Annotated in this window: 28 protein-coding genes; 12 read left to right on the top strand and 16 right to left on the bottom strand. The window is 53.4% G+C overall.

Annotation, left to right across the window (positions count from 1 at the left end; all coding sequences use genetic code 11):
* The first annotated feature begins 39 nt into the window (after positions 1–39).
* Positions 40–3495, top strand: coding sequence for an AAA-like domain-containing protein (locus tag SYN7336_RS18110; RefSeq protein ID WP_017327353.1), 3456 nt, complete (start codon positions 40–42; stop codon positions 3493–3495).
* Here the strand turns inward: SYN7336_RS18110 and SYN7336_RS18105 are convergent.
* The 5 genes from SYN7336_RS18105 to lspA all read right to left on the bottom strand — a co-directional run bounded on the left by SYN7336_RS18105 (position 3492) and on the right by lspA (position 8241).
* Positions 3492–4853: an AAA-like domain-containing protein gene (locus tag SYN7336_RS18105; RefSeq protein ID WP_017327352.1), complete on the bottom strand. Its 1362-nt coding sequence runs from the start codon at positions 4851–4853 to the stop codon at positions 3492–3494. The two genes, SYN7336_RS18110 and SYN7336_RS18105, sit on opposite strands and share 4 nt — an antisense overlap.
* Positions 4854–5026: 173 nt before the next feature.
* Entirely contained in the window at positions 5027–5491 is a 465-nt protein-coding gene (gene smpB, locus SYN7336_RS18100) for an SsrA-binding protein SmpB (RefSeq protein ID WP_017327351.1), read from the bottom strand.
* Positions 5492–5895: 404 nt separating this feature from the next.
* Positions 5896–6708, bottom strand: a complete 813-nt coding sequence (locus SYN7336_RS18090; protein ID WP_017327349.1) for a PEP-CTERM sorting domain-containing protein — start codon at positions 6706–6708, stop codon at positions 5896–5898.
* Positions 6709–7040: 332 nt separating this feature from the next.
* On the bottom strand, positions 7041–7742 hold the full coding sequence (gene queC / locus SYN7336_RS18085) for a 7-cyano-7-deazaguanine synthase QueC (protein WP_017327348.1): 702 nt from the start codon (positions 7740–7742) through the stop codon (positions 7041–7043).
* Between the two features lie 37 nt (positions 7743–7779).
* Positions 7780–8241: a signal peptidase II gene (lspA, locus tag SYN7336_RS18080; RefSeq protein WP_017327347.1), complete on the bottom strand. Its 462-nt coding sequence runs from the start codon at positions 8239–8241 to the stop codon at positions 7780–7782.
* Between the two features lie 240 nt (positions 8242–8481).
* Here lspA and SYN7336_RS18075 point away from each other — a divergent pair, with 240 nt between their 5' ends.
* Both SYN7336_RS18075 and SYN7336_RS18070 read left to right on the top strand, forming a co-directional pair.
* Entirely contained in the window at positions 8482–8832 is a 351-nt protein-coding gene (locus SYN7336_RS18075) for a hypothetical protein (RefSeq protein ID WP_017327346.1), read from the top strand.
* 8 nt (positions 8833–8840) lie between these two features.
* The gene (locus SYN7336_RS18070) at positions 8841–9206 is read left to right on the top strand and encodes a hypothetical protein (RefSeq protein WP_156820213.1); all 366 of its coding nucleotides are present in this window, start codon (positions 8841–8843) and stop codon (positions 9204–9206) included.
* Positions 9207–9352: 146 nt separating this feature from the next.
* On the opposite strand, the gene SYN7336_RS18065 is transcribed toward SYN7336_RS18070, so the two are convergent.
* Positions 9353–9829, bottom strand: a complete 477-nt coding sequence (locus SYN7336_RS18065; RefSeq protein ID WP_017327344.1) for a hypothetical protein — start codon at positions 9827–9829, stop codon at positions 9353–9355.
* A gap of 89 nt (positions 9830–9918) precedes the next feature.
* Between SYN7336_RS18065 and SYN7336_RS18060 the strand changes: the two genes are divergently transcribed.
* From SYN7336_RS18060 to SYN7336_RS18025, 6 genes are all read left to right on the top strand, one after another.
* On the top strand, positions 9919–10392 hold the full coding sequence (locus SYN7336_RS18060; RefSeq protein ID WP_017327343.1) for a hypothetical protein: 474 nt from the start codon (positions 9919–9921) through the stop codon (positions 10390–10392).
* Positions 10393–10450: 58 nt separating this feature from the next.
* Positions 10451–11080, top strand: a complete 630-nt coding sequence (locus SYN7336_RS18055) for a hypothetical protein (RefSeq protein WP_156820211.1) — start codon at positions 10451–10453, stop codon at positions 11078–11080.
* 249 nt (positions 11081–11329) lie between these two features.
* A complete protein-coding gene (locus SYN7336_RS18045; protein WP_017327340.1) occupies positions 11330–11794 on the top strand; it encodes a helix-turn-helix domain-containing protein in 465 nt (154 codons plus the stop codon).
* A gap of 168 nt (positions 11795–11962) precedes the next feature.
* Positions 11963–12268: a hypothetical protein gene (locus tag SYN7336_RS18040; protein WP_017327339.1), complete on the top strand. Its 306-nt coding sequence runs from the start codon at positions 11963–11965 to the stop codon at positions 12266–12268.
* Positions 12269–12444: 176 nt separating this feature from the next.
* Positions 12445–12954 (top strand): Dps family protein, encoded by a 510-nt coding sequence (locus SYN7336_RS18030; protein WP_017327337.1) that lies wholly within the window; start codon positions 12445–12447, stop codon positions 12952–12954.
* Positions 12955–13043: 89 nt separating this feature from the next.
* Complete coding sequence (locus SYN7336_RS18025) at positions 13044–13547, top strand: DUF1269 domain-containing protein (RefSeq protein ID WP_017327336.1); 504 nt, start codon at positions 13044–13046, stop codon at positions 13545–13547.
* A gap of 440 nt (positions 13548–13987) precedes the next feature.
* Here SYN7336_RS18025 and SYN7336_RS31785 read toward each other — a convergent pair whose 3' ends face one another.
* The 8 genes from SYN7336_RS31785 to SYN7336_RS17990 form a co-directional block, all read right to left on the bottom strand.
* A complete protein-coding gene (locus tag SYN7336_RS31785) occupies positions 13988–14425 on the bottom strand; it encodes a hypothetical protein (RefSeq protein WP_026101127.1) in 438 nt (145 codons plus the stop codon).
* 24 nt (positions 14426–14449) lie between these two features.
* Positions 14450–14797, bottom strand: coding sequence for a hypothetical protein (locus SYN7336_RS18015; RefSeq protein ID WP_017327334.1), 348 nt, complete (start codon positions 14795–14797; stop codon positions 14450–14452).
* Between the two features lie 60 nt (positions 14798–14857).
* Positions 14858–15001 carry a hypothetical protein gene (locus tag SYN7336_RS31155; RefSeq protein WP_017327333.1) on the bottom strand — a complete coding sequence of 48 codons (144 nt, stop codon included), beginning with the start codon at positions 14999–15001 and terminating at the stop codon, positions 14858–14860.
* A gap of 66 nt (positions 15002–15067) precedes the next feature.
* Positions 15068–17350: a 1,4-alpha-glucan branching protein GlgB gene (gene glgB, locus SYN7336_RS18005; RefSeq protein WP_017327332.1), complete on the bottom strand. Its 2283-nt coding sequence runs from the start codon at positions 17348–17350 to the stop codon at positions 15068–15070.
* Positions 17351–17497: 147 nt separating this feature from the next.
* Complete coding sequence (locus SYN7336_RS18000; RefSeq protein WP_026101126.1) at positions 17498–18079, bottom strand: Npun_F5749 family FMN-dependent PPOX-type flavoprotein; 582 nt, start codon at positions 18077–18079, stop codon at positions 17498–17500.
* Positions 18076–19128, bottom strand: coding sequence for a DMT family transporter (locus SYN7336_RS26590; RefSeq protein WP_156820210.1), 1053 nt, complete (start codon positions 19126–19128; stop codon positions 18076–18078). The genes SYN7336_RS18000 and SYN7336_RS26590 overlap by 4 nt, the downstream gene beginning before the upstream one ends.
* Positions 19129–19269: 141 nt before the next feature.
* Positions 19270–19440, bottom strand: a complete 171-nt coding sequence (locus tag SYN7336_RS31150; RefSeq protein WP_156820209.1) for a hypothetical protein — start codon at positions 19438–19440, stop codon at positions 19270–19272.
* Between the two features lie 194 nt (positions 19441–19634).
* Positions 19635–20402 carry a proteasome-type protease gene (locus SYN7336_RS17990; RefSeq protein ID WP_017327329.1) on the bottom strand — a complete coding sequence of 256 codons (768 nt, stop codon included), beginning with the start codon at positions 20400–20402 and terminating at the stop codon, positions 19635–19637.
* Between the two features lie 272 nt (positions 20403–20674).
* On the opposite strand from SYN7336_RS17990, the gene SYN7336_RS17985 reads away from it, so the two are divergent.
* Together SYN7336_RS17985 and SYN7336_RS17980 are read left to right on the top strand one after the other, a co-directional pair.
* Entirely contained in the window at positions 20675–20980 is a 306-nt protein-coding gene (locus SYN7336_RS17985) for a nucleotidyltransferase family protein (RefSeq protein WP_017327328.1), read from the top strand.
* Positions 20970–21356 carry a DUF86 domain-containing protein gene (locus SYN7336_RS17980; RefSeq protein WP_017327327.1) on the top strand — a complete coding sequence of 129 codons (387 nt, stop codon included), beginning with the start codon at positions 20970–20972 and terminating at the stop codon, positions 21354–21356. Before SYN7336_RS17985 ends, SYN7336_RS17980 begins: the two co-directional genes overlap by 11 nt.
* Before the next feature lie 55 nt (positions 21357–21411).
* Here the strand turns inward: SYN7336_RS17980 and SYN7336_RS17975 are convergent, their stop codons facing one another.
* Positions 21412–22023, bottom strand: coding sequence for a zinc ribbon domain-containing protein (locus tag SYN7336_RS17975; protein WP_038027256.1), 612 nt, complete (start codon positions 22021–22023; stop codon positions 21412–21414).
* 280 nt (positions 22024–22303) lie between these two features.
* Positions 22304–24085: an arginine--tRNA ligase gene (argS, locus tag SYN7336_RS17965; RefSeq protein ID WP_026101124.1), complete on the bottom strand. Its 1782-nt coding sequence runs from the start codon at positions 24083–24085 to the stop codon at positions 22304–22306.
* 374 nt (positions 24086–24459) lie between these two features.
* Between argS and SYN7336_RS17960 the strand changes: the two genes are divergently transcribed.
* Positions 24460–26634 carry an ATP-binding protein gene (locus tag SYN7336_RS17960; RefSeq protein ID WP_017327323.1) on the top strand — a complete coding sequence of 725 codons (2175 nt, stop codon included), beginning with the start codon at positions 24460–24462 and terminating at the stop codon, positions 26632–26634.
* Positions 26635–26637 lie beyond the last annotated feature (3 nt).

Raw genomic sequence — 26637 nt, 5'->3', positions numbered from 1 at the left:
CCCTGAGATACGCTAAAAAGACGCTCGCGAATTTCTGCAATGCCAACGCGGACCTATGACTATCAAGTGGGTGGCAGCCTGCCCGCCGACGCCCCCACCTACGTGCGGCGGCAAGCGGACGATCGCCTCTACGCCAAACTCAAAGCGGGCGAGTTTTGCTACGTGCTCAACTCCCGCCAAATGGGAAAATCCAGCCTGCGCGTACGCACCATGCAGCGGCTGCAGCAAGAAGGAGTCGCCTGTGCGGCGATCGAACTCACCCAAATTGGCAGCCAGCAAATCACTCCCGAAACTTGGTACGCTGGATTTATTCGCAACTTAGTCTTCAGTTTCGGCCTCGGCGATCGCTTCAACCTGCGCAGTTGGTGGCGAGATCTGAACCTGATTTCCCCCGTCCAGCGCTTCAGCGAATTCCTCGAAACCGTTTTATTAAAAGAAGTCAACTCCAATATTGTTATCTTTATCGATGAAATTGACAGCCTATTGCGCCTCGACTTTAAAGACGACTTTTTTGCCGCCCTGCGCGCCTGCTACAATCGGCGATCGCAACAGGCCGCCTTCCAACGACTCTCGTTTGTCCTCCTCGGCGTCGCCACACCCTCCAGCCTGATTCAAGATAAATCTCGCACCCCCTTCAATATTGGTTCGGCGATCGAACTCTCCGGCTTTCAAGCCTACGAAACTCGACCCCTAGCCATCGGCCTAGCCCGCAAAACCGATCGTCCCGATCGCGTCCTCAATGCCATTTTGGAATGGACCGGCGGACAGCCGTTTTTAACCCAAAAAATCTGTCAGGCGATCGCCGATTCCCCCGCCCCTTTGCCGTCAGAACCAGCGGCGATCGTCATTTGGCTAGAACAATTTATCGGCCAAAGCATCCTGCTCAATTGGGAATCGCGAGACGAACCCGAACACCTGCGCACCATTCGCAATCGCCTGCTGCAAAACGAACAGCGGGTAGGCCGATTGTTGGGAGTCTATCGGCGCATTTTGAAACAGGGCAGCATTCGCTCGGACGGCAGTGCCGAACAGGTGGAACTGCGCCTGTCCGGCTTAGTAGTGAAGCGATTGGGCGAGTTGGTGGCCTACAATCGCATCTATCGCGAAGTGTTCAACCTGAATTGGGTAAACGAAGTCCTGTCCAACTCGCGTCCGCCCTTTTATGTCGATGCCCTCAATCACTGGCTGCAGGAGGAACGAAGCGATCGCACCCCATTCCTCCTCGGAGAACAGCTCGCGGCAGCGCAACAGTGGGCTGCAGGCAAGCAGTTGAGCGATGACGACTATCAATTTTTGGCTGCCAGCCAGCAGGCAGATGCTGCGGCAATTTTGACCAGGGCGCAGCACAGAGCCCGCAAGACCACCTATCTCGGTCTGGGCATCCTCGCGGTACTGGCCGTAGCCGCTGGGCTGACGATCCGGGTGACTGGCAAGACCATCCAGCAGGCGCAACAAATTACCAGCATCGAACGGGATACGCGGCAGGCGCTGCAGCAGTACGAATTCAAACAGTTGGAGTCATTGGTGCTGGCGGTGGGCGCGGGCCGCGCAGTGCAGGTGCTCAGTCGCGATCGCTACCCCAACCCGGACTATCCCACCCTGACTCCCCTACTGGCGCTGCAGCAAATCTTAGATGCCATTCGCGAACAAAATCGCATCCACGCCCACCAGGGGTCGGTGCGAGCGGTCAGCATCTCGCCGGACGGTCGCACCATTGCCACCGCCGGACAGGACGGCTTTGCTCGCCTCTGGAATGTGACGGGTCAATTGCAGCGGGAACTGGAGGGCCATCGCGAGTCGGTGGTGGATATCAGCTTTAGCCCCAACGGACGCTATGTGGCGACGGCCTCCACTGACGGTGCAGCGATTGTCTGGGACATCGAGGGGAATGCGGTGGCGGTCATGCCCCACGAGGCCCCCCTCAAAGGGGTCAGTTTTAGCCCCGACAGCGATGCGATCGCCACCGTTTCCAGCAAAGGCACCCTGCATCTTTGGAACTTAGACGGCACCCCCACTTTAAACATTCAGCCCTACAACGAACCCTTCGAAGACGTAGAATTCAGCCCCGACGGACAATATTTGGCTACAGCAGTTGGCAATCGAGCGCAGTTGTGGGATCTCGACGGTCGCCAAAAAGTTGTCTTCGCGGGCCACAGCGATCGCATCTCTCGACTCGCCTTTAGCCCCGATGGCCAAACCTTAGCCACCGTCTCCGACGACAGCAATATTCGCCTCTGGACTCGGCAGGGCCAGCCCCTGCGAGTCCTCAGGGGCCATCGGCTATCGGTGTTCGGCATCAGCTTCAGCCCTGACGGCCAAACTCTCGCGTCCGCCTCTGCCGATCGCACCGTCCGTCTTTGGAGCACTGACGGCGAATTCCTCGATAGCTTCCGCACCCACCAGGATTGGGTGCGCGATGTCACCTTCAGCCCCAACGGACGCTACGCTATCTCCGCCTCTGACGATCGCACCGTCCGTCTTTGGAATCTGCAGCAAAAAGGCCCGATCCATACCTTAGAGCACCCCAATAGCGTCTTGGGACTGGATTTCATGCCTGACGGCAGACAACTGGCTACATCCAGTAGCGATGGCGCAGTGCGAGTCTGGACGATGGACGGCAGGCTGGTGGTAGAGGCAGGCCGCCATTCCGAACCGGTGTGGGATGTCAGTTTGAGTGCGAGTGGCGATCGGATTGCAGCGGCTTCGGGCGATCGGACCGCGCAGCTGTGGGATCGGAATGGCAATCTGCTGGCGGTGTTGAGGGGACATCGGGGGGAAGTGTACGGGGTCAGCATCGATCCGCTCGAACGCTATGTTGCCACGGGAGCCCGCGATGGGACGGCGCGATTGTGGGATATGCGGGGCAGATTTGTGCGGGAGTTCAGCGGTCACAGCAATGCCGTTTGGGGGGTGGCGTTTAGCCCAGACGGACGCTTGCTAGCCACCGCATCCGTCGATCGCACGGTGCGCATTTGGACGTTGGAGGGTCGGGAGGTGGCTGAATTCATCGGCCACCAAGGACGAGTTTGGGAAGTGGAATTCAGTCCGAATGGACGACAAATCGCCACGGTTTCTGATGATGGCACCGCAAAATTATGGGACGTGCAGGGAAATCTGCTGACAACCTTCGAGGGACATTTGGGCGCGGTGCGAGGCGTTGACTTTAGCCCGGACGGCCAGCATGTGGCGACGGCTTCGGAAGACGGCACCATTCGCATGTGGGATTTGCGAGGCCGCCAGGTGGCTGAGTTTCACCATTTTGACAGTCGCATCTTTGCGGTCAGTTTTAGCCCCGACGGTCGCTTTTTAGCCTCTGCCTCAGAAGATGCCGCCGTCAGGCTGTGGGCCTTAGAAGATTTAAAGTTATCGACACTCCTCGATCTGAGTTGCAATTGGCTAGAGCTCTATCTCAACAATCCCACCGCGACTTTATTGCCTGAAGAACGTCAGCTCTGCAGCCCCGCCCCAGCTCGTTCCAGCCTGTTGGCTCGCTAACGGTTGTCCGCCAGCGTCCGAAAGTAGTCTCGATAGAGATTGCAGCGAGGCACGACGCGATTGTCTCGATATTCGATCGCCCCCATACTGTGGAGCTTGTAGGTGACGATGGGGTTGAGGGACACGGGATCGGAGGAATTGACAACTGTTTCTAGAGCCTGTAGAAGTTCCGCATTATCCTGTAGAGCCACCCACAATCGCCGCAGGTGGTCGCTGTAGATTCCCGGTTCGGCGCAAGCATCTTGCAAGAGGCGATCGAGGGGAATCTGTTTGGTGCTCGATTCCTGCAGGGCCAACCGCACGAGATAGGGATGCCCCCCCACCATTGCTTGTAGGGCATCAATGTCGGCGGAGTCGAGATCGAGCTGTTGCAGTTTGGCGATCGCCGCGATCTGTTGGCGATCGAATTCGGGTAGCTCGATGGGAATGCCGGTATTGAAGGGGGATTGATTGTAGTCGAGGGGAATATAGGCTTCAGTGGAATGGGAGAGAATGAGGCGTAAATTTTGCCAGATTTGTGCAATCCGCCCCTTCTCGTGCCAACTGCGCAATAACCCGAAAAAATCATCAATAATTTCCCGTTGGGGAAAGATTCGATCGACATTGTCCAGAGCGAGCACGAGGGGGCGATCGAGCTGCGAGAGTAAATATTCTTCAAAATAGGCCGTGCAGTTATCGTTACTGCCAAAAATTTCCGAGTCCCAATAGTCATTCAGGCGGTTGGGCAATTTCAATCGCCGACTGACTGCGGCACAAAGCCAGCGCAGCAGCCGTTCCAGATCGGCCACAATCGATGTATCGATACTGTGCAAGTCGAGATAAACGGTCGAATATTCCCGCTCTTCAGCGTAGGCCAATAACGTATAGACCAAAGAGGTTTTCCCCATCAAGCGGGGAGCCTTAATCCGAATGAGCGAGCCGGACTTCACGACTGACTTAAAGCCCAACGCTTCCACATTCTCGCGCCTGACATAAAAAGGCGACTGAGGGGGAACGGGGCCTTCTACAAAGGTCTCTTCAGCGTCGATCTCGTCGGCGTCCAGAATCCCAGAGGACTGCCCGATCGCCGTCTGGCGTTTTAAGCGCGATCGCCGCAACGCCTCGCTAAAGCTAACCTTACTGACCTTCTCTCCCAGCGCTTTCGATAACTTCTTCCATAACGGATTGCCAATATCGCGATTGAGATAGCCCGCACCGTAATTGTATAGCTGCGCCATCTCGTCGTAGGTGAGCTTGTCCCATGCCCCGCGCAAGACCTTCACTTCCAGATCGGTCAGGTGTTTCGCAGTCTGTTCGAATACGATCCGATCGGCAAACCCGCACGCATCCTCCCAAGTGAATTCAGACTGTTCGGCCATATTGCCTAAAGGACTCGCAGATCAATGCAGATCGATAATGTACCCATCCGGTCGTTCAATGCCTTAAAGGTGCTGTGCCCGAGCGGTGTGACATCTGGAGACATGCCCCTAGGCGATCTCCTTCACGCTCTATCCGAAATTCTAGCTCCAATTCCTCGGACATCGGGGTGAACTCATACTCTCTCTTTGAGTGCCCGCTGAGTCTCCCGCTTCACCTGCTTTTCTTTGAGCGACTGGCGTTTGTCGTAGAGCTTCTTACCTCGCGCAACTGCCATATGAATTTTGATCCAGCCATTGCTCAAAACCAGTCGCAGCGGCACGAGGGTCAACCCTTTTTGCTGCAGTGCCGCGGCAATCTTGTTGATTTCCTTTTTGTGCAGCAGCAGCTTTCTCCGCCGCGTGGGGTCGTGATTGAAGCTGCGACTGGCGGTTTCGTGCGGGGCAATGTGCATGTTGAGCAGCCAAGCTTCTCCATCCCGTACTAGCGCAAAGGCATCCTGCAAGTTCACCCGTCCGCTGCGGATCGACTTCACCTCCGTTCCCATCAGCTCCAGCCCCGCTTCGTAAGTGTCTAGCAGCTCGTACTCGAACCGAGAGCGGCGGTTGTCCACCAGAGTTTTGTAATTTTTCAGACTCATACGAAAGGCATTCCCGCTTGGACGTAATGGGCGTAACGACTATTATCGCCGTCGATCGATGGTTCCAGGCAGCCACTCGATCGCAAAAAGACGCGAGTTCGACAAGGGACTGGCCCCATCCCCTAACCCCTTCCCCCAAACTTGATGCTGCTGGCGAAATTCATATTCCGAAACATTGGCCATTTGTCTAGATGCCTGTGGCCCCCTTCCCCTAACCCCTACCCCCAACTTTGGGGGCAGGGGAACAAGGCCCCGTAAGGATTTTCGGCTGTTTCTCCCCTCTCCCAAATTTGGGAGAGGGGCCGGGGGTGAGGGCAATGCAGAGTCATCGAACTCAGGTCAAACAAGGTTCTTGCCGGAGGAAAGCAAGAACCTCGAGTTGATGGCTCGATCGCGTTGCCGCTCTAATGAGTCGATGGGCGATCGCCGTCGTTAGCTTGGCTTCTCTTGCGCTTGAGGATATAACTACCTCCTAAAGCCGCCAGAGAGCCCAAAACTGTTGTAGGTTCTGGAATTTGCGTACCGACAAACAAGAAGTCAGAAGCTCTGCGGGGCTGGTTGTGACTCGTTCCCACCCCATTGTTCTCGTGGGTCAACCAGCCGCGCCCGACAAAAACATCTTGGGGTGTCGAACCTAAGCGGTGGCCATCTGCCGCGAAGATAAAGCTGGTGCCGTCAGATTTGAGAAATTCTCGGAGTAAGAAGATGTCGTTGGCGAAAAAGTCATCATTGCCATCGCCATCGAAGTCAAAGTCTTCCACGAGGGTGAGCGAACCTGTATGCGTGGGTGGCCCCGGATCGACCTTTATCCCCTGGGCGACATCTACGATGCCAGTGCTGTAAGTAATCAGAAGGTCAAATAATGCTTCGTCAGGGCGCTGATTGCTCGGGTCTGGGGCGCTGTTTCCCAGATCGAGTCCGCCTCTAACTGTGCCCTCAATTGTGATGCTGGAGCCATCGTATGTCAGGAAAACGCCAGGATCGAAGCTGAACGTGAAGACATCACTTGCATCATCCGTGAGCAGTCCGTCAAGCCGCAATCCGTAGGTAGGGGGCGCGGCACCGCCAAAGGGATGATCCTTCAAGCGATATTGGCCAACCTCTAGGCCCACTCCTGCCAGAGAAGCAGTTGCAGAGCCAGCCAAAAGGCCGAGGCTGAGGATGACTGTCTTGGCGGCGAATAAAAACGATCGATCGGTAATACGTTCCCGAATCATTGCCTGCTTAACCTTAAATGTAAATGTTCTAACTGAACCAACCTGTCGGGGGATAACTGTAACGAACCTCAGTAGAAATACGTAGTCTACATCCAAGTATTAAGATAGACATTACCGGGCCGGCCTGTCTCGATCGCGTAATAATACGTAAATAACTCAACTCTCAAGGGGATTTGAACGCTACTATTTACATATTTATGGAGTGCTTAGGGCGTCAGCTCAGTACTATTACGAGTTCCCCTGGGGCTCGGTCGATACTTACCGCAGCATGTTGCCCGTACTGAGGAATCGCCGAAGACAGCGCCATTGACCGCTATATTGACACCGCCGCCTTAGATCGGAATTGCATAGGGAATCGGATCGGTGCGACCGAGATTTTCAAAAGCCGCTCGGCGCAAGAGACAGGAATCGCATTCGCCGCAAGCTGCCGATCCTCCCGCATAGCAGCTCCAGGTCAGCTCCCACAGCACCCCCAGGCGATCGCCCAACTCGATAATTTCAGTTTTTTTCAACTCGATTAGGGGGGTGTGAATCGAGATCGGGTTTCCTTCGCGACCCTGTTTAGTGCCCAAATTGAAGACCGATTGCATGGCTTCGATATAGTCCGGGCGACAGTCGGGGTAGCCGGAATAGTCGAGGGCATTCATGCCCGCATAGACTCGCTCGGCTCCGATCGCCTCAGCGTAACTGAGGGCAAAACTCAAAAAAATGGTGTTGCGGGCGGGAACGTAGGTCGGGGGAATGCGCTCGGCCATTGCGGCAGGCGATCGCCCTTTCGGTAGGTCGAGATTGTCCGTAAGTGCCGAGCCGCCCCACTGACGCAAGCTAAACTCCATCACCTGGTGGGGAATCGTGTGGGAGCGAGAACGGTTGAGGGCTTGAATAATCGTGCGGGCGGCTTCTAGTTCGCGGCGATGGCGTTGCTGGTAGTCAAACGAGAGGGGGTAACAGTCACAGCCATCGGCGATCGCTCGGTACAACACCGTGGTGGAATCTAAACCACCTGAAAACAACACCACAGCTTTGACGGACATAGGGCGAATACACGAGAGCTTTGCTTGCCCATCTTAGTCACTCTCGTTCGGGTTTGGCAGAGGCAAACGTACCGACAATCAGACAGGCAACCCCAATGTTGATGGCCACATCCGCCACATTAAAGATAGGAAAGTCAATCGGCACAAAGTCGAGAAAATCCACCACAGCGCCTGACATAAAGCGATCGACCCCGTTTCCGATCGCCCCTGCCAGAATGCAACCGTAGCCCAATTGCTCCCAACGGCGCATGGGTTGTCCGAAGAGGGCCATTGCCACCAGTACGAGTGCCACCACCAGCGAGATCCATTTCAAAAAGCCCCCCGACTCTCGAAACAAACTCCAGGCTGCCCCAGTATTTTCGATGTAGGTGAAGCGAAACAGCCCCGGGATGGCGGGCAAACTCTGGCCCAACTCCATTGTGTTCGCCACCCACAGCTTGGTGAATCGATCGATCGCAATACCCACCAGCGCTGCCACCCAAAAACCAGCGTTTTTCATATCGTGCCTTTAATCGATCCCTCTCATTGTGCAGGCTGGCGGCGCACCTCCTCATACCCGAGCGCTGTTTTTGGGCGGGGGGGGGATTGTGGCAAACCGATTGCAGCTCAGCGCAGTTATGACTTCCGTTAGGCTGTTTTTTTTGTACAGGCAGTAGCGGCCTTCTGTGCGGGGTTGAATATAGAGCTGTTTGGCCCCCGAACCCTATGCTTGGCTCATAGTTGTTTCGGAGCTCAATCAATGGCTTTTAAATCCATTGCGCTTGGTACAATCGCGACCCTGGGATTGGCGGCGGCTGCCTCTGCTGATGTGGTCCAAACCAACACTGCTATTCAGCAATCCGATCAGTTTCAATTTGCCGAGGGAGTGGGCGAGGTTATTCAGAACAGCACTAACGTACAGCAGCTAGGCCAGCGGTCTGCAGTCGGTCGTCGCGGTCGTCGCAGCCGCAGCGATATCTCAATCCAGCAGACCAACACGGGCGTGCAACAAAGCGTTCAGTCCCAAGAGGCCCTGAGTGGCCGTCGCATTCGCCAGAACAGCATCAACGTTAACGATCTGATTCAAGACAGCCTCGGCGGTTTCGAATAGGAGGCAGCATGAATCGATTGACCCTTTGGGGAATGGTGCTGGCGGTGGGAAGTAGCGCGATCGCGATTGCCCCCGCTCGGGCGGGCGGCAACCTGGATATTTCCCCCAGCGTTCAAAATGCCGTCAGCGTTCAAAATGCCCAGCAAATTCAGTTGGGATTCGGCGTGGATAACCAAGAGGCGATCCTGATCCAAGAGCAAAGTCAAGCTCAGACGAGAGCAGGTCGGGGCAGACAACCTAGTACGCCCCAGAGTCCGCGCCATCGCAGAGACATTCCGATCGATCGCGATATCCGCGTCGCTCCGAGTGTGCAAAACGCAACGAACGTGCAAAACGCGCAACAGCTCCAATTCGCTCTACCGGGCTTGCCCTGACTGGCTCGCTAGTTGGATGAAGGGGAAGGGCCTTCCCCTCCCCTTCACTTCCGAGAAGTTTGAGAACACTGAAGCGGCGTATCAGTTCTTGCGAGAACTCAGCCCAAGGAACGATCGTGCTCAAAGCAACGGCACTCGGTCTCGCCCTAATCTTGGCGACAGCCACTGGCATTGACGCTCGACCGGCTCGAAGTTGGCGTCAAAGCATCGCGAATCAAACGCAATCGGCGGTCCGAGCGGGCGATCGCGCTCGGGTTGAGGAGCTCTCCAAAGCCATGCTGTCGGAACCGCTGCTCAGCTCGAAACAGATGGCGAGCGTCGGTAGAAGGCGCAGAGGCAGGCGTCGGCGGAGTCAGCCCGTCATCATCAACCAAACCCAGTCTGCCGTTCAAGTCGCCGACCAGACCCAGTCTGGGGGTGGCGGTGGCGGAAGCCAAAATAACAGCTTGGGCCAAGGCATCAATCAGGTTCAGACGGTCAATATCAATGTCAGAAGGCGGCAGCCCATTATCATCAATCAAACGCAAACTGCCGTCCAAGTGGGCAATCAATCTCAGCTTGGCGGCGGCGGATCCCAAAGCACCCAAAACAATAATTTGGGCCAAGGCATCAGTCAAAGCCAAACAGTGAATGTCAATAACATATCGGGCGGTCGCCGGGGTCGCAGAGAAGGCGATCTCCAGGGGCGCGGCCGCGACCGGAGAAATCGGTGATGGCGATTGAAAGAGCGCAGCTTTTGAGTCGCCGAGGGAGTCATCCTCCCTGCTTGGGAAAGCTGGACAAAGTATCGGACTATTACGTGGAGAACGAACTCATGTGGCAATGTGTGAGAGTAGGGGCCCTGGGGATGGCGATCGCCTTTGCGACTGCCCCTGCAGCGATCGCAGGTAAAATTGTCATCCCCGTGCAGCAAACTCAATCTGCCGTACAGGTGGGGGATCTAGAGCAGCAGGCGGGAGGTGGCAATGGTTCCACTAGCCAAACAGGGATTTTGGAACAACAAATCGACCAAACGCAAATTCTCAACATTAACGTCCCCGACGACTTCCGGGGCAATATCCGGGTTCAGCCGGAGAGTGGCAGTCGCGGGGGGCGCAGCGGTCGCGGAGGTGGCCGTCGCGGCAACGGAGCCGATCCCTGCTTGCGGGGGAACGGTCGCCAAATTGGTTTGGACTGTGGCTTTTAAGACGAATGAATCGGCAGAGAGATCTGTCTGAGCCTTTGCCCTTGTTTGGAGAACAATGATGGCAACTAAAACAATCTGGACGCTTCTGCGAACGGGAACCCTCGGAGCTGCCCTCGCGGCGGTTTGCGGGGGAGCAGTTCTTGCTGGGGTGATTATCCAAACGGGGCCAGATGGCTCTGTGAGCGTGGTGACCGACAGCGTTCGGGTTTTTAGCGGCGGTGGAGACTCCCAAGTGCTTCTGGACGGACAAAGTTTTCCATCGGGCTTTACCTCTCAGTCTTCGACAAGTTCGCAGTCTTCTTTTAGCTCGTCTCAGAGTAGCCAATCCACCTCCCGCACGGCGATCGCGATCGAGCGCAGCAGCTTGAGTCGCGATGACTACGTTCTGCTTTTGGAGGGGGCTAGCGGTACGGTGACAGCCAACGGTCAGGCGATCGCGACGCTCGATGGCGATTCTGCACAAATTCTCCTCGATCCCTACTTGTCCAGAACTAGCAATACCATTTCGATTTCTGGCTCCGGTCCTGCCAACGTGCGGACGGCTCTGGTGAGAGCTGATGCAGGTAGTCGTCCCAACTTGGATCGTTTCGGTCGGGTGAGTGGAGGGGAGAGTCTGTATTCGGGCCAGCAACAATCCAATTCCGGCTTTGGTAGTTGGAGGGTGGATATGGAGATCGATCTGTACTGAAAAAGCGTCTCAACAGGTGCAGTGGTGGGGTTCGGCGATGTCGAATTCAGGCCGCATGAAAGAACAATCAAATTCGAGATGTAGAGGGGTCGCCAATATCTCGATACAGTCTCGAATGGGTGAATGGTCGGTAGATCTGGTGAGAAGTTTGCCAATATCGCTCTTTGCGATCGAGCTCGAACAACAGACTAATAACTTTTTGAATGCAACTTTTCGGTATGCTGTTGATACCGATTTCCATTTCCCAATATGACAGGCAAGCTCAAACTCGATATTGCAGAATCTGTCGAAGAACTCAAATCGCTGATGTATCTCCAGAAAATGGTGGGGACTCACGCGAGAATCCACGCTCTTTATCTTCTCAAGTTAGGCGTGGTTAAAACTGTTGGCGATGTCGCGCTCCTATTGGGTCGCGATCGCATTACGATTCAGCGCTGGTTGAAGCTCTATCGCGATGGCGGCCTAGAGGCCCTCTTAACCGTCAAGCACAGCCCGGGAAGAAAGCCGGCGATTCCAGCAGACATCTTGGTGCAACTCGGGCGCGTACTCGATCCGCCCCGACAGCTCGACACTTACGCAGAGGTGCGGGGCTGGCTCAAGCAGGAATTCAATCTCGATGTCTCGTATAAAGTGGTTCGCGACACGGTGCGCAATCGTTTGAGCATTGACCTCAAAACCGAAGCTGGCACATCGTCAGCAGGCGATCGCCATTAATGTTCGCGACCCCCTGCCACCCATCGCAACAGGGGAGATCGTTCGAGAATTCTGCCCAATCTACAATCCATGTGTTGCATTATTTTAGTTATATGCTATGATATGAATGTGATTGACCGATACCGCAATCCAAACACGGTCAATTTTGAGTAGTTATAAGGAGACATTATGCAGTCTCAAACAACTTTAAGTCGCGAACAGCTAAACGAAGCAGAAATCCGTGCAGAACTCGATAGGTTTGACGATCGAATTGCAGATCTGAAAGATAAGTTTGCTCTTGCTGGAGGAGAAGCGAAAGCCGAATACGAGCGTTTACTTCAATCTTTGTACGAACGGCGCAACTCAGTTCAGAACAAATTGCAAGAATTGCAAACCAGCACTGAATCGGCCAGACGCGAAATTTCTTCTGGTTTAGAAAGGGCTTGGCAAGACTTACAGACTGCCTTCGAACGGGCATATGCCAGCTTTAGCTAGTCGACCGGTATTTGGGGCTTGCGAGCATAGTTTGCAGTTTTGCTGGAATGTCTTCCTTGACTAGCTCGATGGCTAGTTCGAGGTCCAAACTCAGCACTGCAATCCCCTAAATTGCCGAGCCTCCCAACCGAATCAGTTAAGTCATTCGGTCTGTTGAAAAATACTGGAGATCATCTATGTTAGTTGAGAATTTAAGCGTACCGACTCGCACGAAGTTAGATGTCGAGATCGGTATCCGAGATGAAGATCGGCAGGCGATCGCCGAAGGGCTATCCCAATTATTAGCCGATACCTATACGCTTTATCTAATGACCCACAACTTCCATTGGAATGTCACGGGTCCATCCTTTGAAGGCTTGCATGCCCGCTTCGAAACGCAATATTTAGAGCTGGCTGAGGCCATCGACCGAATAGCCGAACGCATTCGTGCGCTGGGGTTGTATGCTCCCGGCTCGTATTCAGAGTTTTCTCGTTTGACCTCGATCCCTCCAGTAAGTGGCGTCCCCGTTACGGAAGAAATGATTCGCCTTCTCGTGGATGCACAGGAAACTGTAGTGCGTACCGCAAGATCGCTCCTGCCTCGGTTAGAAGACTGTAAAGACCAGCCGACTTTGGACCTTGTCTCCGAACGGATTGGAGTCCACGAGAAAAATGCCTGGATGTTGAGAAGTTTAATTGTTTTCTAAAGACGGATGTGGCATGGAATCTGCGATCGCTACTCGAGTGGCGATCGTGCTATCCAGCTATTGATTGAATGACTTAAGGAGACAACTATATGAGTGAGCTCATTGCAGTCACATTCGAAGACAAGTTTAAGGCTGAAGAAGTCCGTTTGGCCTTAGAGAAAATGCAAAAGCAGCATCTGCTCGATCTTGAAGATGCTGTAGTGGTCGTGAAGAATCGAGACGGCAAAATCAACCTGAAGCAATCTTATAACTTGGTCGCCGCAGGAATGGCTAGAGGTAGTTTGTGGGGCCTCGCCATCGGCCTACTGTTATTCAATCCTATTCTCGGTGTTGCAACAGGTACAGCTTTTGGAGCAATATCGGGGGCTGTTGCAGATATTGGCATCGATGATGACTTTATCAAAGAACTCAGTAAAACATTAGAGCCGGAAACCTCTGCATTATTTGTTTTGGTTAGAAAGGCTACGCCAGATAAAGTCCTCGAAGAGTTAAAACCCTTTCAAGGAAAAATTCTTCAAACCTCACTATCGAAAGAGGATGAAGCGAAGCTAGAGGCTGCTTTGAATGAGGCCGAGCCTGTGGCTACAGCATAACTTCGGTCACGTTCTCGGTCTGTAAGTTCATGCCAAACTAAAAAGCGATCGAGCCAGCGTTCTGCCAACAGCTTTAGATCCCGTCGAAAATCCTCTGGAAATGCTTGGGGTATGGCTATGTGCTGGCACCTATGAAGATGGGGCTCTGCAACTACCCGAGCTGTGTGATTTTCAGTCATTTGCCCGACGGTATGCTCTCGCCACTTCACACGATTCGAGACAGGGTCTTTAAAGATCGTTTTAAACCCCATCCAGATTGAGATCTGGAGTTTTCAGGCATTGCACTCGGCCCCCTTGTATCTTGGAAGAGAGCAGTAGACCGCTAGCCCGCTAAAAACTCACCGAAAACCGCGAGGATTGAGGCGCGATCGCCTGCAGAATGGCAGAAACGCTACCCCGAAAACGAAATCAGCTCTCAGCTCATTACAAAAAAGGGTCCATCACTCTATAAAAACGCCTTTAAAAGGCTCAATCGGTAAATCAGGATTGACCTGGATAATGGATGTTTCAGCTTGTTCAACAATCGTATTGCCCAGATGAGTATGCAGCATTGCCTCGAACATCGACTCTTCCTCTGCAACCCGTTCGTAGTGCAATATCACATGAAAGCGCCTCTCTTTCACTTCTCCAGAGGGCGATCGCTCGACTTCTAGCGCATTAATATTCTGCTCTGTTACCGCCTCCATTCGAAATGTTCGAGCCATACTTTCTAGCGCAATGGCGATTGCATGCTTTGGACTCTGACCGTGAAACCTATTTGTCTGGGCAGCTTCTCGATCGAGCAATGACGTCGCTTCACAGATGTAACTTCCGTTTACTTGCGGGATAACATTGATAGCAATGTTGCCAGAATATGATGCAGGTGAAGATTGAGGCATTGCTTCGTTCCCAAGTTGGTTTCTTTAAGATTTAATCAGAGTTCTATCCTCTCTAGAAGCCGAATCCGCAACAGGTATCAATTCGAGCTCCTCTTGAGGATTTGGATTTCTTGGGCGGGGTCTGGGCAACTCCACCGGTTCGGTTTCATAAGCCGCCAGATTGAACGTCGGAGGCCGCTCCTCCAACCCCGCCAACCAAGCTCCATCCACCAGCGGTCCCCTATAACGCTCCTCCCAATCCAACAACATCAACTCCGCCCGCTCGGCAAACGCAGACACCAACTGAGTCAGTGCCTCACCAGCCACGACCATCTGCTGAGCGCGAGGCATCCCCACCAACGTCCGGTCCAGACGACCGAGCAACCCACTCACCGACCTCTCCTCCGGCAGGCGCGCTGCTAAATAAAGGCCATGTCGACCGATCTATTATCCTCACATCTTATAGGCGGCCAAAGAATAAATAGAGGCAGCCACTAGCAAGGCAGCACAGGCCAACAATCCCACTTGGGCACTCACCACTTTTATCAGCACAATGCCAATGGCCACGGGAGCCAAAAATAAGATAGGGGTTATCATCTCGACCTCACGGATTTAAAGGAAGACACAGAGCTAGACACGAACTGCACGGTAGCGGTAAAGGCATTATGCATCAGCCAATTGTGGCAAGTCTCCAGGCTTGAGGAGCGTCATTGACAGAGGAGGAAGGCACAACTCAATCGAATAAGGCTGCTCGTGATAGGCCCACCCATCGGAATGTTTGCCCCCTAAGTTGCCTTCGCCCGACCCCCAAAATTCGATCGCATCTGAGTTCAAAAGTTCGCGATAGAAGCGATGCTCGGGCACGCCAATACGATAGTTTCTGCGAATTTCGGGAGAGAAATTGCACACCGCCACTAAATAATTACTGGAATCTTTAGCGCGACGGATAAAAGACACCACACCAGAGGTGTCGTTACAGTCAATCCACTGGAATCCCGACGGGTCGAAGTCATTATCGTGTAGGGCGGGTTCTTGCTTGTAGAGCTGGTTCAAAGCGGCTATATAGTCCTTCAGTTTGGCATGGGGTTCGAACTGCAATAGCTCCCAACTGAGGTCATCCCATACATTCCACTCGTTCCACTGGCCGAACTCCATACTCATAAACAGCGTTTTCTTGCCGGGATGAGCGTACATGAATCCGTACAGACAGCGCATGCTGGCAAACTTACCCCATTCGTCTCCCGTGACTTTGCCGATGATGTTGCTCTTGCCGTGGACGATCTCGTCGTGGGACAGCGCCAGCATATAGTTCTCGCTGTAGACGTACATAATCGAGAACGTAACTAAGTTCTGGTTGAACTGGCGGAACCAAGGATCCATGCTGAAGTAATCCAGCATGTCGTGCATCCAACCCATATTCCATTTGAGGTTGAAGCCCAAGCCGCCGACGTGGGTGGGCCAGGTGACCATCGGCCAAGCGGTGGACTCTTCCGCGATAGAGAGTGTGCCGGGGAAGTAGTCGAAGATGACGTAGTTGAGGTTTTTGAGGAAGTCGATCGCCTCGATATTTTCCCGACCGCCATAATCATTGGCAACCCACTCGCCATCCTCGCGATCGTAGTCCATATAAAGCATTGACGCGACTGCATCTACCCGAATGCCGTCGATGTGGTATTTGTCGAACCAGAATACCGCATTGGCAATTAGGTAGTTGCGCACTTCGTTGCGGCTGTAGTTAAAGATGAGGGTGCCCCAGCCCTTATGTTCGCCCTTGCGAGGGTCTTCGTGCTCGTAGAGGTGCGTGCCGTCAAAATGGGCCAAACCGTGGCCGTCTTTGGGGAAGTGGCCGGGTACCCAGTCCACAATCACGCCGATGTTGTTTTGGTGGCAGCGATCGATGAAATACATCAGATCTTGGGGGGAGCCGTAGCGGGAGGTGGCGGCGTAGTGGCCGATCGCCTGGTAGCCCCAAGAGCCGTCAAACGGATGCTCGGCAACGGGCAATAGCTCGATATGGGTGAAGTCCAATTCTTTAACGTAAGGAATGAGCTTGTCCGCAAGTTCGCGATAAGAGAGAAAGCGGGTGTTGTCTTTGTAGTCGATCGAGGCCAATTCAGTGCTGCCATCGTTGGCTTCGAGGGGAACATCGGCGGATTGATGCATCCACGAGCCCAGATGCATCTCGTACACAGAAATCGGTTGTTTGAGCGGGTCGCTGGTTTGACGGTGTTTCATCCAGTCTTCGTCCGACCAGGTGTAATCGTTGAGGTTGGTGACGATCGAGCCGGTTTTGGGTCGAGGTTCTTGCCGGAATCCGTAGGGATCGGATTTTTCTAGAATGTGGCCCGCTTGATTTTTGAGTTCAAATTTGTAGACGGTGCCGAGCGCCAATCCCGGAATAAACAGTTGCCAGACACCGCTATTACCCAGCATCTGCATTTGGTGCTGGCGTCCGTCCCATTGGTTGAAGTCGCCCAAAACACTGACATTGCGGGCATTGGGAGCCCAAACGGCAAAGTTAACGCCAGCCACGCCTTCTACTTCGGCGGGATGGGCACCTAACTTCTCGTAGACGCGGTGGTGGTTGCCTTCGCGGAACAGATAGATGTCTAGCTCGGAGAGACGAGGAGTACGGTAGCGATAGGGGTCGAAGAGGGTTTCGATTTTGCCCGCCCGCTTCACTTTGAATTGATAGTCGGGCAGGTTTTGACCCGGTGCAAACTGATGTTCGAAGTAACTGTCGAGGTGCTCCGACTGCATGGGATAGGTGGTTTGGGTGGAGCGATCGATCAGCTCGACTGTTTCCGCATTCGGAAAAATGGCGCGGACCACCCAGCGACTGAGGCCATTATCGTCCAGTTTGTGCGGCCCTAAGTAGTCGAAGGGGCTGGCGTATTGGTTGTAAACGAGATGTTCGATTTGCTCGGAGGACAGGGTCGCAGGCATATGGGTGTTCCGTCGGTTAATTCGATCCAGGGGAGGTGGGGGATATCCTGGGTCCCCTTTAAGGCAATGTCAGATTCAGGAATATTATCGGCGATCTCGGTCGTTCGCGCCGAACTCGGCTGGAGCAATCCGGTAGAACCCCCCAGCTTACGGATTGACCGATTGCTCGATCCAACCGCTGTCTGTGCGCATCAGCAGGGAGCGATTTTGAGGGTCTCCCAGCAGTTCTAGGCGATCGACTTCCTCTGCACGGAATAACAGCAGCACAAATGTCTCGGGAGGTACGGGAGACTGCTCGGGAAGAGTCTCTAGAAAGGCGATCGCCGGCTCGCGAGCTGCTTTAGGCTGGGGCCAGTACCACAACAGCTTGGCGCGCTCGGAGAGTTGGCTCCAGAGTGCGTAGCGAGCATTTTGCCGGCGATCGTCTTCTGTATCGGCGGTGACGGTCTCGATCGCCCCCGCGAGGCGAAATTGCTCGCGGGTTTTATCGAAGTACCAGCAAATGGCTGCATGGGGATTGTGCTGCAACTGCTCGATTTTTTCACTGCGGCGATCGGTGGCCAGTTGGATAAGGTCTGTTTCTGGCAAAAAGCCCCGGAAAACAACCGTGCGGTTGTGGGGGCGGCTTTCGGCATCGACCGTTGCTAGCTGTAAAAACCGAGCCGCTCTACTGCTGCGATTGCGGCGGATGGCTGCCTGCAGCAAGGATTTCCACGGGGAAACCGTCAACGACCGACCTCAACCGGTTCGCGCACCAGTTCGGACTCCTCGATCGCGATCGCCTCCACCTGCCGGATCGCCTCCACCTGCCGGATCGGTTCCCCCCAAGCCTGCAAGCGCTCCATCAATTCGTCCCGCTGGTGAATGCAGTACACGCTGCCAAGCGTCAAGATCGCGCCCCACCACTGCACAACGGTTAACTGCTCGTGCAAAAAGATGCCGCCCAAGACCAGTGCAAAAACGGGTGTCAGAAATGTGAGCGAGCTGAGTTGAGTCAGGTTCTCGCGGGAGGCGCTGTAGAAAAACAGGGCGTAGGCCAATGCGCTGGTGAAGGCGGCGATATAGACCACTGCCAACCAACCTGCGGGCGCGAGCAAATCCCATTGGTGGCTTTCGGTTGCCGCAGATCGAACAATCAGGGGAACGCTGCCGATGACCATGTGCCAGCCGGTCGCCACAATCGGGTCGACGTGTTTGCAAATTTGCCGCATCATCACGGTGGCGATCGCCATCGACAGTGCTGCCAGCAACATCAAAATGGTGCCGGTCGAAACCGTCACGTCGGTCCACACTAAGCCCTCGGAACCCCACTCGGGCGAAAGGCCAATGGTTGTAATGCCGCAGACTCCTGCGAGCATCGCCAGCCAGCCCAACCATCCCAGCCGCTCTCGGTAAAATACTGCTGCCATCATGGCAACCGCAATCGGCTGAGTATCGATCAAAACTGACCCCAAGCCCGCCTCGGTCTCTTGCAAGCCTTCCACTAGCAAGCCTTCGAAAAGCGAACCATCAATCAGGCCAAAGGCAATCACCCACAGCCACGCCGTCCAACCGCGCGGCACCAGCGATCGCTTCTCGAACCCCAACCACTGCTGCGCCACCCACATCGCCACAAGCACGAGGATGCCCGCAGGCAACAGCCGCATGGTGGCAATAAACATCGGTGAAGCTGCAGCTAGCGGTCCTTTCATCACCACCATGCCCGATCCCCACAAGACAAACGGCATCAATGGAATCGAGCGTTGCCAGAGGGGAGTATGGGCAGAGTGCAAGTACATACGCAGGGAAAAATAATTAACTTATATATATGTTAAGCAATATTGCCTGAGCTTGGCAAAAAAGTTCTCAATCAAATGGCGGGCCTTTGTAGAGATGCTTGTCATACTAACAAGGGGACTGGCGATTGGACCTGGGAGGAATCACCGCAGCACACTTGGCTGACAAGCGCTGACGCACAGGCTCATCGGCATCGTACGTCTATCGGCTAAGAGCGCCTCCACACCATCACCCAGTAGCTCCAGCAAAACATCGGAGCCATCTAGATCGCAGCACTGTCCTGCCGTCAGGTCAAAGGCCGTTGGGTTCCTCAAATGGCTGGGTCGCTCTCATGCCCCTCACGTCCTGGCAGAAAGTCTTTTATCTTCTCCCACCGATCGTCTCTGAGTGCGTAGCGACGCATCCTACACCTCGTTTTAGGCTATTGATGACACAGTTGCCTAACCGATGACAGTTCCTAAGTATATCTTCTTAAAGGCTACAACGGATCGAGACATTGATTGCTGTGCTAATCAATTAAAATTTCATCTTCCAGCCCGTTCTCTTCCGCTTGCCATTCGATATCTGGCATTGCCTCAAAAGCTTGGCGCAGAGACTGCTCCCATAGCTTGCGGATTTTGGCCAAATAGGGATCGCCAAGACGTAATTGCAACGTATGATCGAGCTCTAGGCTATCATTTCTATACAGGATCAAATTAATGGGAGGGCCAACAGAAATATTGGATTTCATCGTCGAGTCAATTGATAGCAACGCGCATTTTGCCAGGTCGCTAAGGGAGGTTTCATAAGTCACAGTGCGATCGAGGATCGGTTTCCCATATTTGGTTTCTCCAAGTTGTAAAAAGGGTGTCTCCATAGTTGCCTGAATGAAGTTCCCCTGAGAATAGATCAAATAGAGTTGTGGCTCTTCCCCTTTAATTTGTCCTCCAAGTAAAAAGCTACAACTATAATCAATATTATCTTTCTCCAACCAATCTCGATCTTTGCTTTGAACTTCTCGAATTTTTTCCCCGGTATAGGCGGCGACATCAAACATATTGGAAAAGGTGTGCAGATTGATTTCTGTCCGATCGCGAATATCTCGCTTTAGACGGGTCATCACCCCTTGGGTGATTGAAAGATTGCCGGATACGCAAATAACAAGAACTCTTTCTCCAGGCAGGGATAAATCAAAAATCTTTTTATATGCCGATATATAATCTGTGCCTGCATTGGTGCGAGAGTCGCTGGCCATCACAATGCCAAAGCGATTAATGATCCCTAGGCAGTAAGTCATGTGTAATTTGAAACTCCTGAGATCCGAAACCTCTTGCACAAATGGAGCTCAGCCCCTGCTGTCGAACTGCCGAACAGCATTCTGAGCTATCCTGAGAGCTAAGTATACCAATCAGTTCAGCAATTTCAGCACTCCCATCTCAGCATTGATGCAGGAGATCCATTGTATTCCCCAATGCCTTCTAACTGCGCGGCTAGTAGAGTCGATCTCTGTTGTGCTGCTAGTTGAGTTATTCGGCCCTCTACAGTGATTAAACAGACGTACCCCCAGTTATGTCAGCTACTTCCTCCTACCGACAAACCATTCTCACTCGCCTACGGGATCGTCTAGATACCATCCACAGCTACGGCGTAACCTCCCTTTCCCTGTTTGGCTCTGCCTCTCGCGACGAAGCCACAGAAATCAGCGATTTAGATTTTCTCGTGGAATTTGAAGGCAATACTACCTTCGATCGCTACATGGACTTAAAATTCTTCCTCGAAGACCTCTTCAACAGACCCGTCGATCTCGTGACTAAGAGATCGCTCAAACCCCAAATCCGTGCCATTGTGCTAGAGGAAGCAATTGATGTCACGTAACCTCACCCTATACCTCGACGATATCCTTACCAGTATTGCTAAAATCGACCGCTATACCGCCAACGCGACCCGAGAAAGCTTAACCTCAGACGAACTCACCTTCGATGCCGTCATGTATAATCTCCAAATCATTGGAGAGGCGGTCAAAAATATTCCTATTGATATCCGCGATCGCTATCCCCAGATTGAATGGCGTAAAATCGCCGGATTGCGAGACATCGTTGCTCGTGCATACTTCAGCATCGACGACGAAATCATTTGGGATGTGATTTGCAACAAGCTCCCAGACCTCCACCGCCAAGTCGAAAACTTGAAATCAGAACTTCCTCAGTCCAAGTCAGTAGATGCTCAGCTAGGGAGGTCTCAGTGTATCTGAGTGAGAGAGAATTATCAATCAATAGCTCGCTGAGCCTTGATGGGTTGCCATACCGTTAGTCTAGGCGATGTCCGCAATTGGAGCAAAAGCGATCGCCGGACTTCAGACTACTGCCGCACTGCGAACAAAATTTTCGACCTGCCTTTGTTTGAGAGGCTCCTAGCGCCGAGTGACCCATACTCATTTCCATATCTCCCATCCGCATTTGCATTGGATTGGCTTGCATTTCCATATCTCCCATTTTCATGGGCTGTATAGGTTTCATAGGCTGCATGGGCTGCATGGGCTGCATGGGGGGCATAGGCTGCATGGGCGGGACTTGTGCGGCGTTTTGGCCTTGCTGTTGTTGGCTCGCTACGGCTGCAGTCTGTTGTAATGGCAAGCTGCGAGCGTTCTGGAGGGACGGGGCATAGTGCATCGCACTCAAACTACTGCCCTGTAACTGGATGAAGTGTTGGCCGATTTCCGAATCAATTTTCAGGATGAAGCTACTCCCGAGCTGAAATAGTGTGGGAGGATTGGTCCACGCTCCAGTTGCCAATCCGCTGCTAGCCTGTTGCTGCTGTCCGGGCGCAGTACTCATCATCGTGACAACAGTTTGGGAACCGCGATTCTCGATCGCTACCCGCTGCCCCGTTCCTAAGTCGCACGAATACGCCGTTGCCATTTCCCTTCCCACAAGTTGAGCTTTATCTTTCTAGCGCGATCGGGAGTTGTCCGGGCTGCGACCGTAATAAATCTTGTACCGTTTACTCGCCTTAGACCGCTCCCCGCCCCGAGGGAGATGCCAGAGTACAATGAAGCTTCCTAACAAACTGCGAGGATTTCGTTATGAACGAAAAGAACTATTCATGGAAAGGCAGCCCGAATGCTGGCAAAGTACTACTCGTCCTCGCATTGCTGGGGTTTGCCAGCTTTCTGTTAGTGGGCTTTTTCAGCGGCTAGCCCTACATCGAAGTGGGGGCGCTAATGGCCAAGATGCCTTCGAGCAGGTTGAACAATACCTGACGGGTCGCCTCCACTACCGCTAAGCGAGCCTCAGCCAGTTCGGGAGTTTCTGCCAGCACACTGCCCAAAATTCGGCAGCGATCGTAGAACTTGTGAAAGTCGGTCGCGATCGCCTCCGTCAAGCGAATCACTTTATGGGTGGCGCGATCGTCCGCTGCCCGCTGCAAGCCTTCCGGTAGTGTCAGCAGTGACATCAGCAGTGTGCGCTCTTCCGGTTCGGTAAAGATTAACTCCCCCTCCCGAGTGAGAATATTAGCGGGATTGGGTATCTCTAATCCGGCTTCTGCCGCCATGCGCAGCAAAGAGCAGCAGCGGGTGTGGGCGTACTGCACGTAAAAGACGGGGTTGTCGTTGGTTTGTTTGACGGCTAAGTCCAGATCGAAATTGATTTGCGAATCGGCGGAGTTACTGAGCAAAAACCAGCGAGTCGCATCGACACCGACGCCAATGTCTTCGTCCTCTACCAAATCGTTGAGCGTGACGAAGTTGCCGCTGCGCTTGGACATTTTGACTTCTTCTCGCTCGCCAGTTTCGGGATTGGTGCGGAACAGCTTCACAAATTGGCCGAGTAAGACTTCTAAATGGTCGGGGCTGCACCCGAAGGCTGCGACACTTGCTTTGAGGCGGGAGATATAGCCGTGGTGATCGGCTCCGAGAATGTTGATGAGGCGATCGTAGCCCCGCGCTAATTTGTCGCGATGGTAGGCGATATCAGCTGCGAGGTAGGTGCGCTGGCCGTCCCCTTTTTCAATCACGCGATCTTTGTCGTCGCCAAAGTCTGCTGTTTTAAAATAGACCGCCTCTTCGGCCCCCTCTTTGACAATCTCGTCCTGACGGGCAGCGTGGGCGCGGTAGAGATAGTCTTTCGCTTGCAGTTGCGCCAACGTGCGATCGATTTCGCTTTGGCCCTCTCCATCTAAGGCGTGCAAGCGACGCTCGCTAAACCACTGTTGGAAATCGGTGCCGAGCTGGTGCAAGGTGTCCCGCTGCCACTGCAACAGCTCGGCGTAGGCATAGTCGGTATAGTCTTCGAGGGTTTCCAAGGTTTTGCCGGAGGCTTCCAGCTTTTGAGCCAGCTCAATTAAATAGGTGCCGCGATAGCTGTCGTCGGGCAACTCGACATCTTCCCCCCGCTGCTGCCGCAGCCGCACCTGCAGCGATCGCCCCAAATTCTGCATTTGGCTGCCAGCATCGTTGATGTAATATTCGCAGTCCACCTGATGTCCGGCCCAGTGCAAGAGGTTGGCCAGGGTCGAGCCGATCGCGGCCCAGCGCCCGTGCCCGACGTGTAGGGGACCGGTGGGGTTGGCGGAGACAAATTCGAGCAAGATCTTCTCGGGTTGCTCGCTCGCAGTCTTGCCGTAGTCGTTCCCCAAGTCAAAGATTTGCTGGAGTTGGTTTTGCAGAAAAACGGGTCCCAAGCGGAAGTTGATAAACCCCGGACCGGCCAGGGAGACTTCAATATCTTGTAGGGAAATCTCGGCGGCGATCGCTTCGGCAATTTTGCGGGGGGCCATGCGGCACAGCTTCGCCATGCCTAACGCACAGGGGCTGGCATAGTCGCCATATTGAGTGTCGTTCGGCACCTCCACCGCCACATTCACTAATGCGATCTGCTCGGGTTCTGTCAGCGTCCCCAGTTTTCCAGCCCCACTGGCTCGGGCGATCGCCGCTTTCAGCTCGGTTGCAAGGAGATCTGGAATCGGAGTGGAAGTGGCCATCGCATCCTGCAAAAATCTGCCCTAACCACTCTAGTAGATCCCGAGCCCCGCTGGATGGATGCAGGTCCTAGCTTCGCAAGTTCGTGCGGTTCCCTCTCTAGATCGTGAAATAGAACGCCAACCAGCTCAGAATCTATCTAATTACATGTTCTGGCACCTTAGGCAACCAGAGTGGAGATAACAGACAAAGGCATGCTTAAAGTAGCCTTCTATATAAGCATTACAGGATTATTTTGCGAAAAACTTGCCGATCTAAACACTTAGATTGGGAATTCATGCGGAAATTCCTGTCTGTTCACCCTGTAAAAGGGTGTCATATGGAAAAAATTCGGCTAATAAATGGTTATACATACTCCCCACCCCAATAAACCGTGATGATTCAACAAGACCTACTTGATGGGCAGAGTGATGTTGTATCGCCGCCCTCTGGAATCGAGCGTGTAATAGATGGATACGAGGCAGGCGACACTGAGCGTGAGGCAGCGGAAATACTTGGCATGCTCGTTCAACAGAAGCAGTACGTCGGTGAAGTCTTTTCGTTGGGATATGAAACTGCCCTCGTACAGATCCATGACTCCCATCGGCAGGAAGTCGGTGGCATTCCAGGGTTAAGTTTTCTTGTGGCCACAAGAATCGTACCAGGTGAGACTTTTGATTACAGCAAAGAGGATAGCTCGGTTCTCTTATTGCGTGTGATGGATGCTGCACCATTACCAAATGATGACGAAGCAACAAGGGTGCGTGTACAAGCTGCGCGGCAAGTTGCTGGCCCAGGGGAAGAACATTGGGATGATTCTAGCGTGATGGATCATCATACTGCAGGGCTCCTGAGCTTTGCTGGCGTTCGGTGTCGTGTAATTGGGACGTTCTACCTTCGCCCTCCCAAGAACGAAATAAATGAACATAGATTAAAACTCTGCTTCGGGGCCGATCTCTCGAACTATTACCCTAATCGGGGCCTGAAGGTGTATAAGCCAAATGATGAGGCACTCCAACAGATCGTGAACTACCGCGATGGTGGCGCAACTACTGGCGTTGGTATTGGTGAGGTTCGTTATGCTTCTACGAATCGCGCATTTCAGGGCGTTCGCGATGTACGGGTGACGATTGTACCGGAAGATTTACTGGGACAGAAGAGCGCACTGTTCGGAATGACTCGAACAGGCAAGTCGAACACGACGAAGATTATTGCGAAGGCGGTCTTTGACCTCCGCTACAGCACGCACGTACCAAGACGTGTGGGTCAAATTATCTTCGATCCTAACGGAGAATACGCAAACGCCAATGCTCAAGACTCAGGTGGCGAAGCACCAAACGCTCTTAAGAACGTGTGGCGTGCGCACGAAGACGGCATTGCAGACGATGTCATTACCTATGGTATCCTCCCGCACCCTAACGATCCTGACAGACGGTACATGCTTCTCAATTTCCATGTTGAGGAAAATCTGCCCATTGGGAAAGAGATTATCGATAACGTTCTTCCGGCAAGAGATTCAAAGTACATCCAGAATTTCCAGCAAGTTCGTATGCAGCCGCTAGAGCCTGGAGCAGACTGGGGGGATCGGACTCGTTACTCCCGACGAGTGTTGGCGTACCGAACGCTGTTGGAAAAAGCTGGGCTGAATGCGCCTCCGAGCACTCGTCCAAGCACGCGTGGTCCAGGAAACAGGTCACTTTTCAACAAGGAGCTGATTAATGCTTTGACGAATAGCGGAGAACCTGAGTTTGTTGCAGCTGCGAGTGCCTTCAGTGCTAACGAGCCAGGGTGGAGCCGCTTGGCAATCGCATTCGCAGCGCTTTACCAATTCATGAGTACCAAAGCCTATAAGGATTTTGAGAATGACTATATTCAGAACTCCTCGTCAGGTGAGGCTTGGGCTGATGGAGACCTTCGAGCCATCCTGGAGATGATCGCTCGCCCAAACGGCGCTCAACTTATTGGACAGGCTCGCTCACAGCACACACCAGAAACATCAAGCGACTACGCGGATGATATCTACGATGCGCTAGCTGACGGAAAACTTATCGTCGTCGATCAATCGAGTGGAGACGAAGTAGTAAACGATGCTTCGGCTCGACGAATTGTACAGCGCATTTTCGACTGCAATAAAGAGGCTTTTCGCCAAGGGCGGCCGAATGAGGATATACCGAATATCCTCATTTATGCAGAGGAAGCCCACAACCTTCTGCCATCTGATCGAGAGACCGATTACCGCGACATCTGGGTTCGCACAGCAAAGGAGGGCGCAAAGTACAATCTCGGCTTGATTTATGTCACGCAGGAGGTATCGAGTATTCAAAAGAATATTCTGAAGAACACCTCGAACTGGTTCATCGGCCATCTTAACAACACTGATGAAACGCGCGAGTTGCGAAAGTTCTACGACTTTGCTGACTTTGAAGGTTCGATCCTCCGTGCCCAAGACAAAGGCTTCCTTCGCGTCAAGACAATTTCGAACCCTTTCGTGGTCCCGGTACAGGTGCGAGAATTTATGCTCCAGCTTGTTAAGCCGGAAACCTCTTCCTCTCAGAACTCAGAAGGAGCTTAGCCG

This window comes from Synechococcus sp. PCC 7336 (assembly GCF_000332275.1).
Lineage (GTDB): Bacteria > Cyanobacteriota > Cyanobacteriia > Thermostichales > PCC-7336 > PCC-7336.
Note: the sequence above shows the minus strand (reverse complement) of the source record. Positions and strands in the feature narration are given on the sequence as shown.

What these genes read in the sequence shown, in the direction of transcription:
- SYN7336_RS18110 (WP_017327353.1), top strand. Translation starts at nt 40, where the DNA reads ATGCCAACGCGGACCTATGACTATCAAGTGGGTGGCAGCCTGCCCGCC.
- SYN7336_RS18105 (WP_017327352.1), bottom strand. Translation starts at nt 4,853, where the DNA reads ATGGCCGAACAGTCTGAATTCACTTGGGAGGATGCGTGCGGGTTTGCC.
- smpB (WP_017327351.1), bottom strand. Translation starts at nt 5,491, where the DNA reads ATGAGTCTGAAAAATTACAAAACTCTGGTGGACAACCGCCGCTCTCGG.
- SYN7336_RS18090 (WP_017327349.1), bottom strand. Translation starts at nt 6,708, where the DNA reads ATGATTCGGGAACGTATTACCGATCGATCGTTTTTATTCGCCGCCAAG.
- queC (WP_017327348.1), bottom strand. Translation starts at nt 7,742, where the DNA reads ATGTCCGTCAAAGCTGTGGTGTTGTTTTCAGGTGGTTTAGATTCCACC.
- lspA (WP_017327347.1), bottom strand. Translation starts at nt 8,241, where the DNA reads ATGAAAAACGCTGGTTTTTGGGTGGCAGCGCTGGTGGGTATTGCGATC.
- SYN7336_RS18075 (WP_017327346.1), top strand. Translation starts at nt 8,482, where the DNA reads ATGGCTTTTAAATCCATTGCGCTTGGTACAATCGCGACCCTGGGATTG.
- SYN7336_RS18070 (WP_156820213.1), top strand. Translation starts at nt 8,841, where the DNA reads ATGAATCGATTGACCCTTTGGGGAATGGTGCTGGCGGTGGGAAGTAGC.
- SYN7336_RS18060 (WP_017327343.1), top strand. Translation starts at nt 9,919, where the DNA reads ATGGCGATTGAAAGAGCGCAGCTTTTGAGTCGCCGAGGGAGTCATCCT.
- SYN7336_RS18055 (WP_156820211.1), top strand. Translation starts at nt 10,451, where the DNA reads ATGGCAACTAAAACAATCTGGACGCTTCTGCGAACGGGAACCCTCGGA.
- SYN7336_RS18045 (WP_017327340.1), top strand. Translation starts at nt 11,330, where the DNA reads ATGACAGGCAAGCTCAAACTCGATATTGCAGAATCTGTCGAAGAACTC.
- SYN7336_RS18040 (WP_017327339.1), top strand. Translation starts at nt 11,963, where the DNA reads ATGCAGTCTCAAACAACTTTAAGTCGCGAACAGCTAAACGAAGCAGAA.
- SYN7336_RS18030 (WP_017327337.1), top strand. Translation starts at nt 12,445, where the DNA reads ATGTTAGTTGAGAATTTAAGCGTACCGACTCGCACGAAGTTAGATGTC.
- SYN7336_RS18025 (WP_017327336.1), top strand. Translation starts at nt 13,044, where the DNA reads ATGAGTGAGCTCATTGCAGTCACATTCGAAGACAAGTTTAAGGCTGAA.
- SYN7336_RS31785 (WP_026101127.1), bottom strand. Translation starts at nt 14,425, where the DNA reads ATGCCTCAATCTTCACCTGCATCATATTCTGGCAACATTGCTATCAAT.
- SYN7336_RS31155 (WP_017327333.1), bottom strand. Translation starts at nt 15,001, where the DNA reads ATGATAACCCCTATCTTATTTTTGGCTCCCGTGGCCATTGGCATTGTG.
- glgB (WP_017327332.1), bottom strand. Translation starts at nt 17,350, where the DNA reads ATGCCTGCGACCCTGTCCTCCGAGCAAATCGAACATCTCGTTTACAAC.
- SYN7336_RS26590 (WP_156820210.1), bottom strand. Translation starts at nt 19,128, where the DNA reads ATGTACTTGCACTCTGCCCATACTCCCCTCTGGCAACGCTCGATTCCA.
- SYN7336_RS17990 (WP_017327329.1), bottom strand. Translation starts at nt 20,402, where the DNA reads ATGACTTACTGCCTAGGGATCATTAATCGCTTTGGCATTGTGATGGCC.
- SYN7336_RS17985 (WP_017327328.1), top strand. Translation starts at nt 20,675, where the DNA reads ATGTCAGCTACTTCCTCCTACCGACAAACCATTCTCACTCGCCTACGG.
- SYN7336_RS17980 (WP_017327327.1), top strand. Translation starts at nt 20,970, where the DNA reads ATGTCACGTAACCTCACCCTATACCTCGACGATATCCTTACCAGTATT.
- SYN7336_RS17975 (WP_038027256.1), bottom strand. Translation starts at nt 22,023, where the DNA reads ATGGCAACGGCGTATTCGTGCGACTTAGGAACGGGGCAGCGGGTAGCG.
- argS (WP_026101124.1), bottom strand. Translation starts at nt 24,085, where the DNA reads ATGGCCACTTCCACTCCGATTCCAGATCTCCTTGCAACCGAGCTGAAA.
- SYN7336_RS17960 (WP_017327323.1), top strand. Translation starts at nt 24,460, where the DNA reads ATGATTCAACAAGACCTACTTGATGGGCAGAGTGATGTTGTATCGCCG.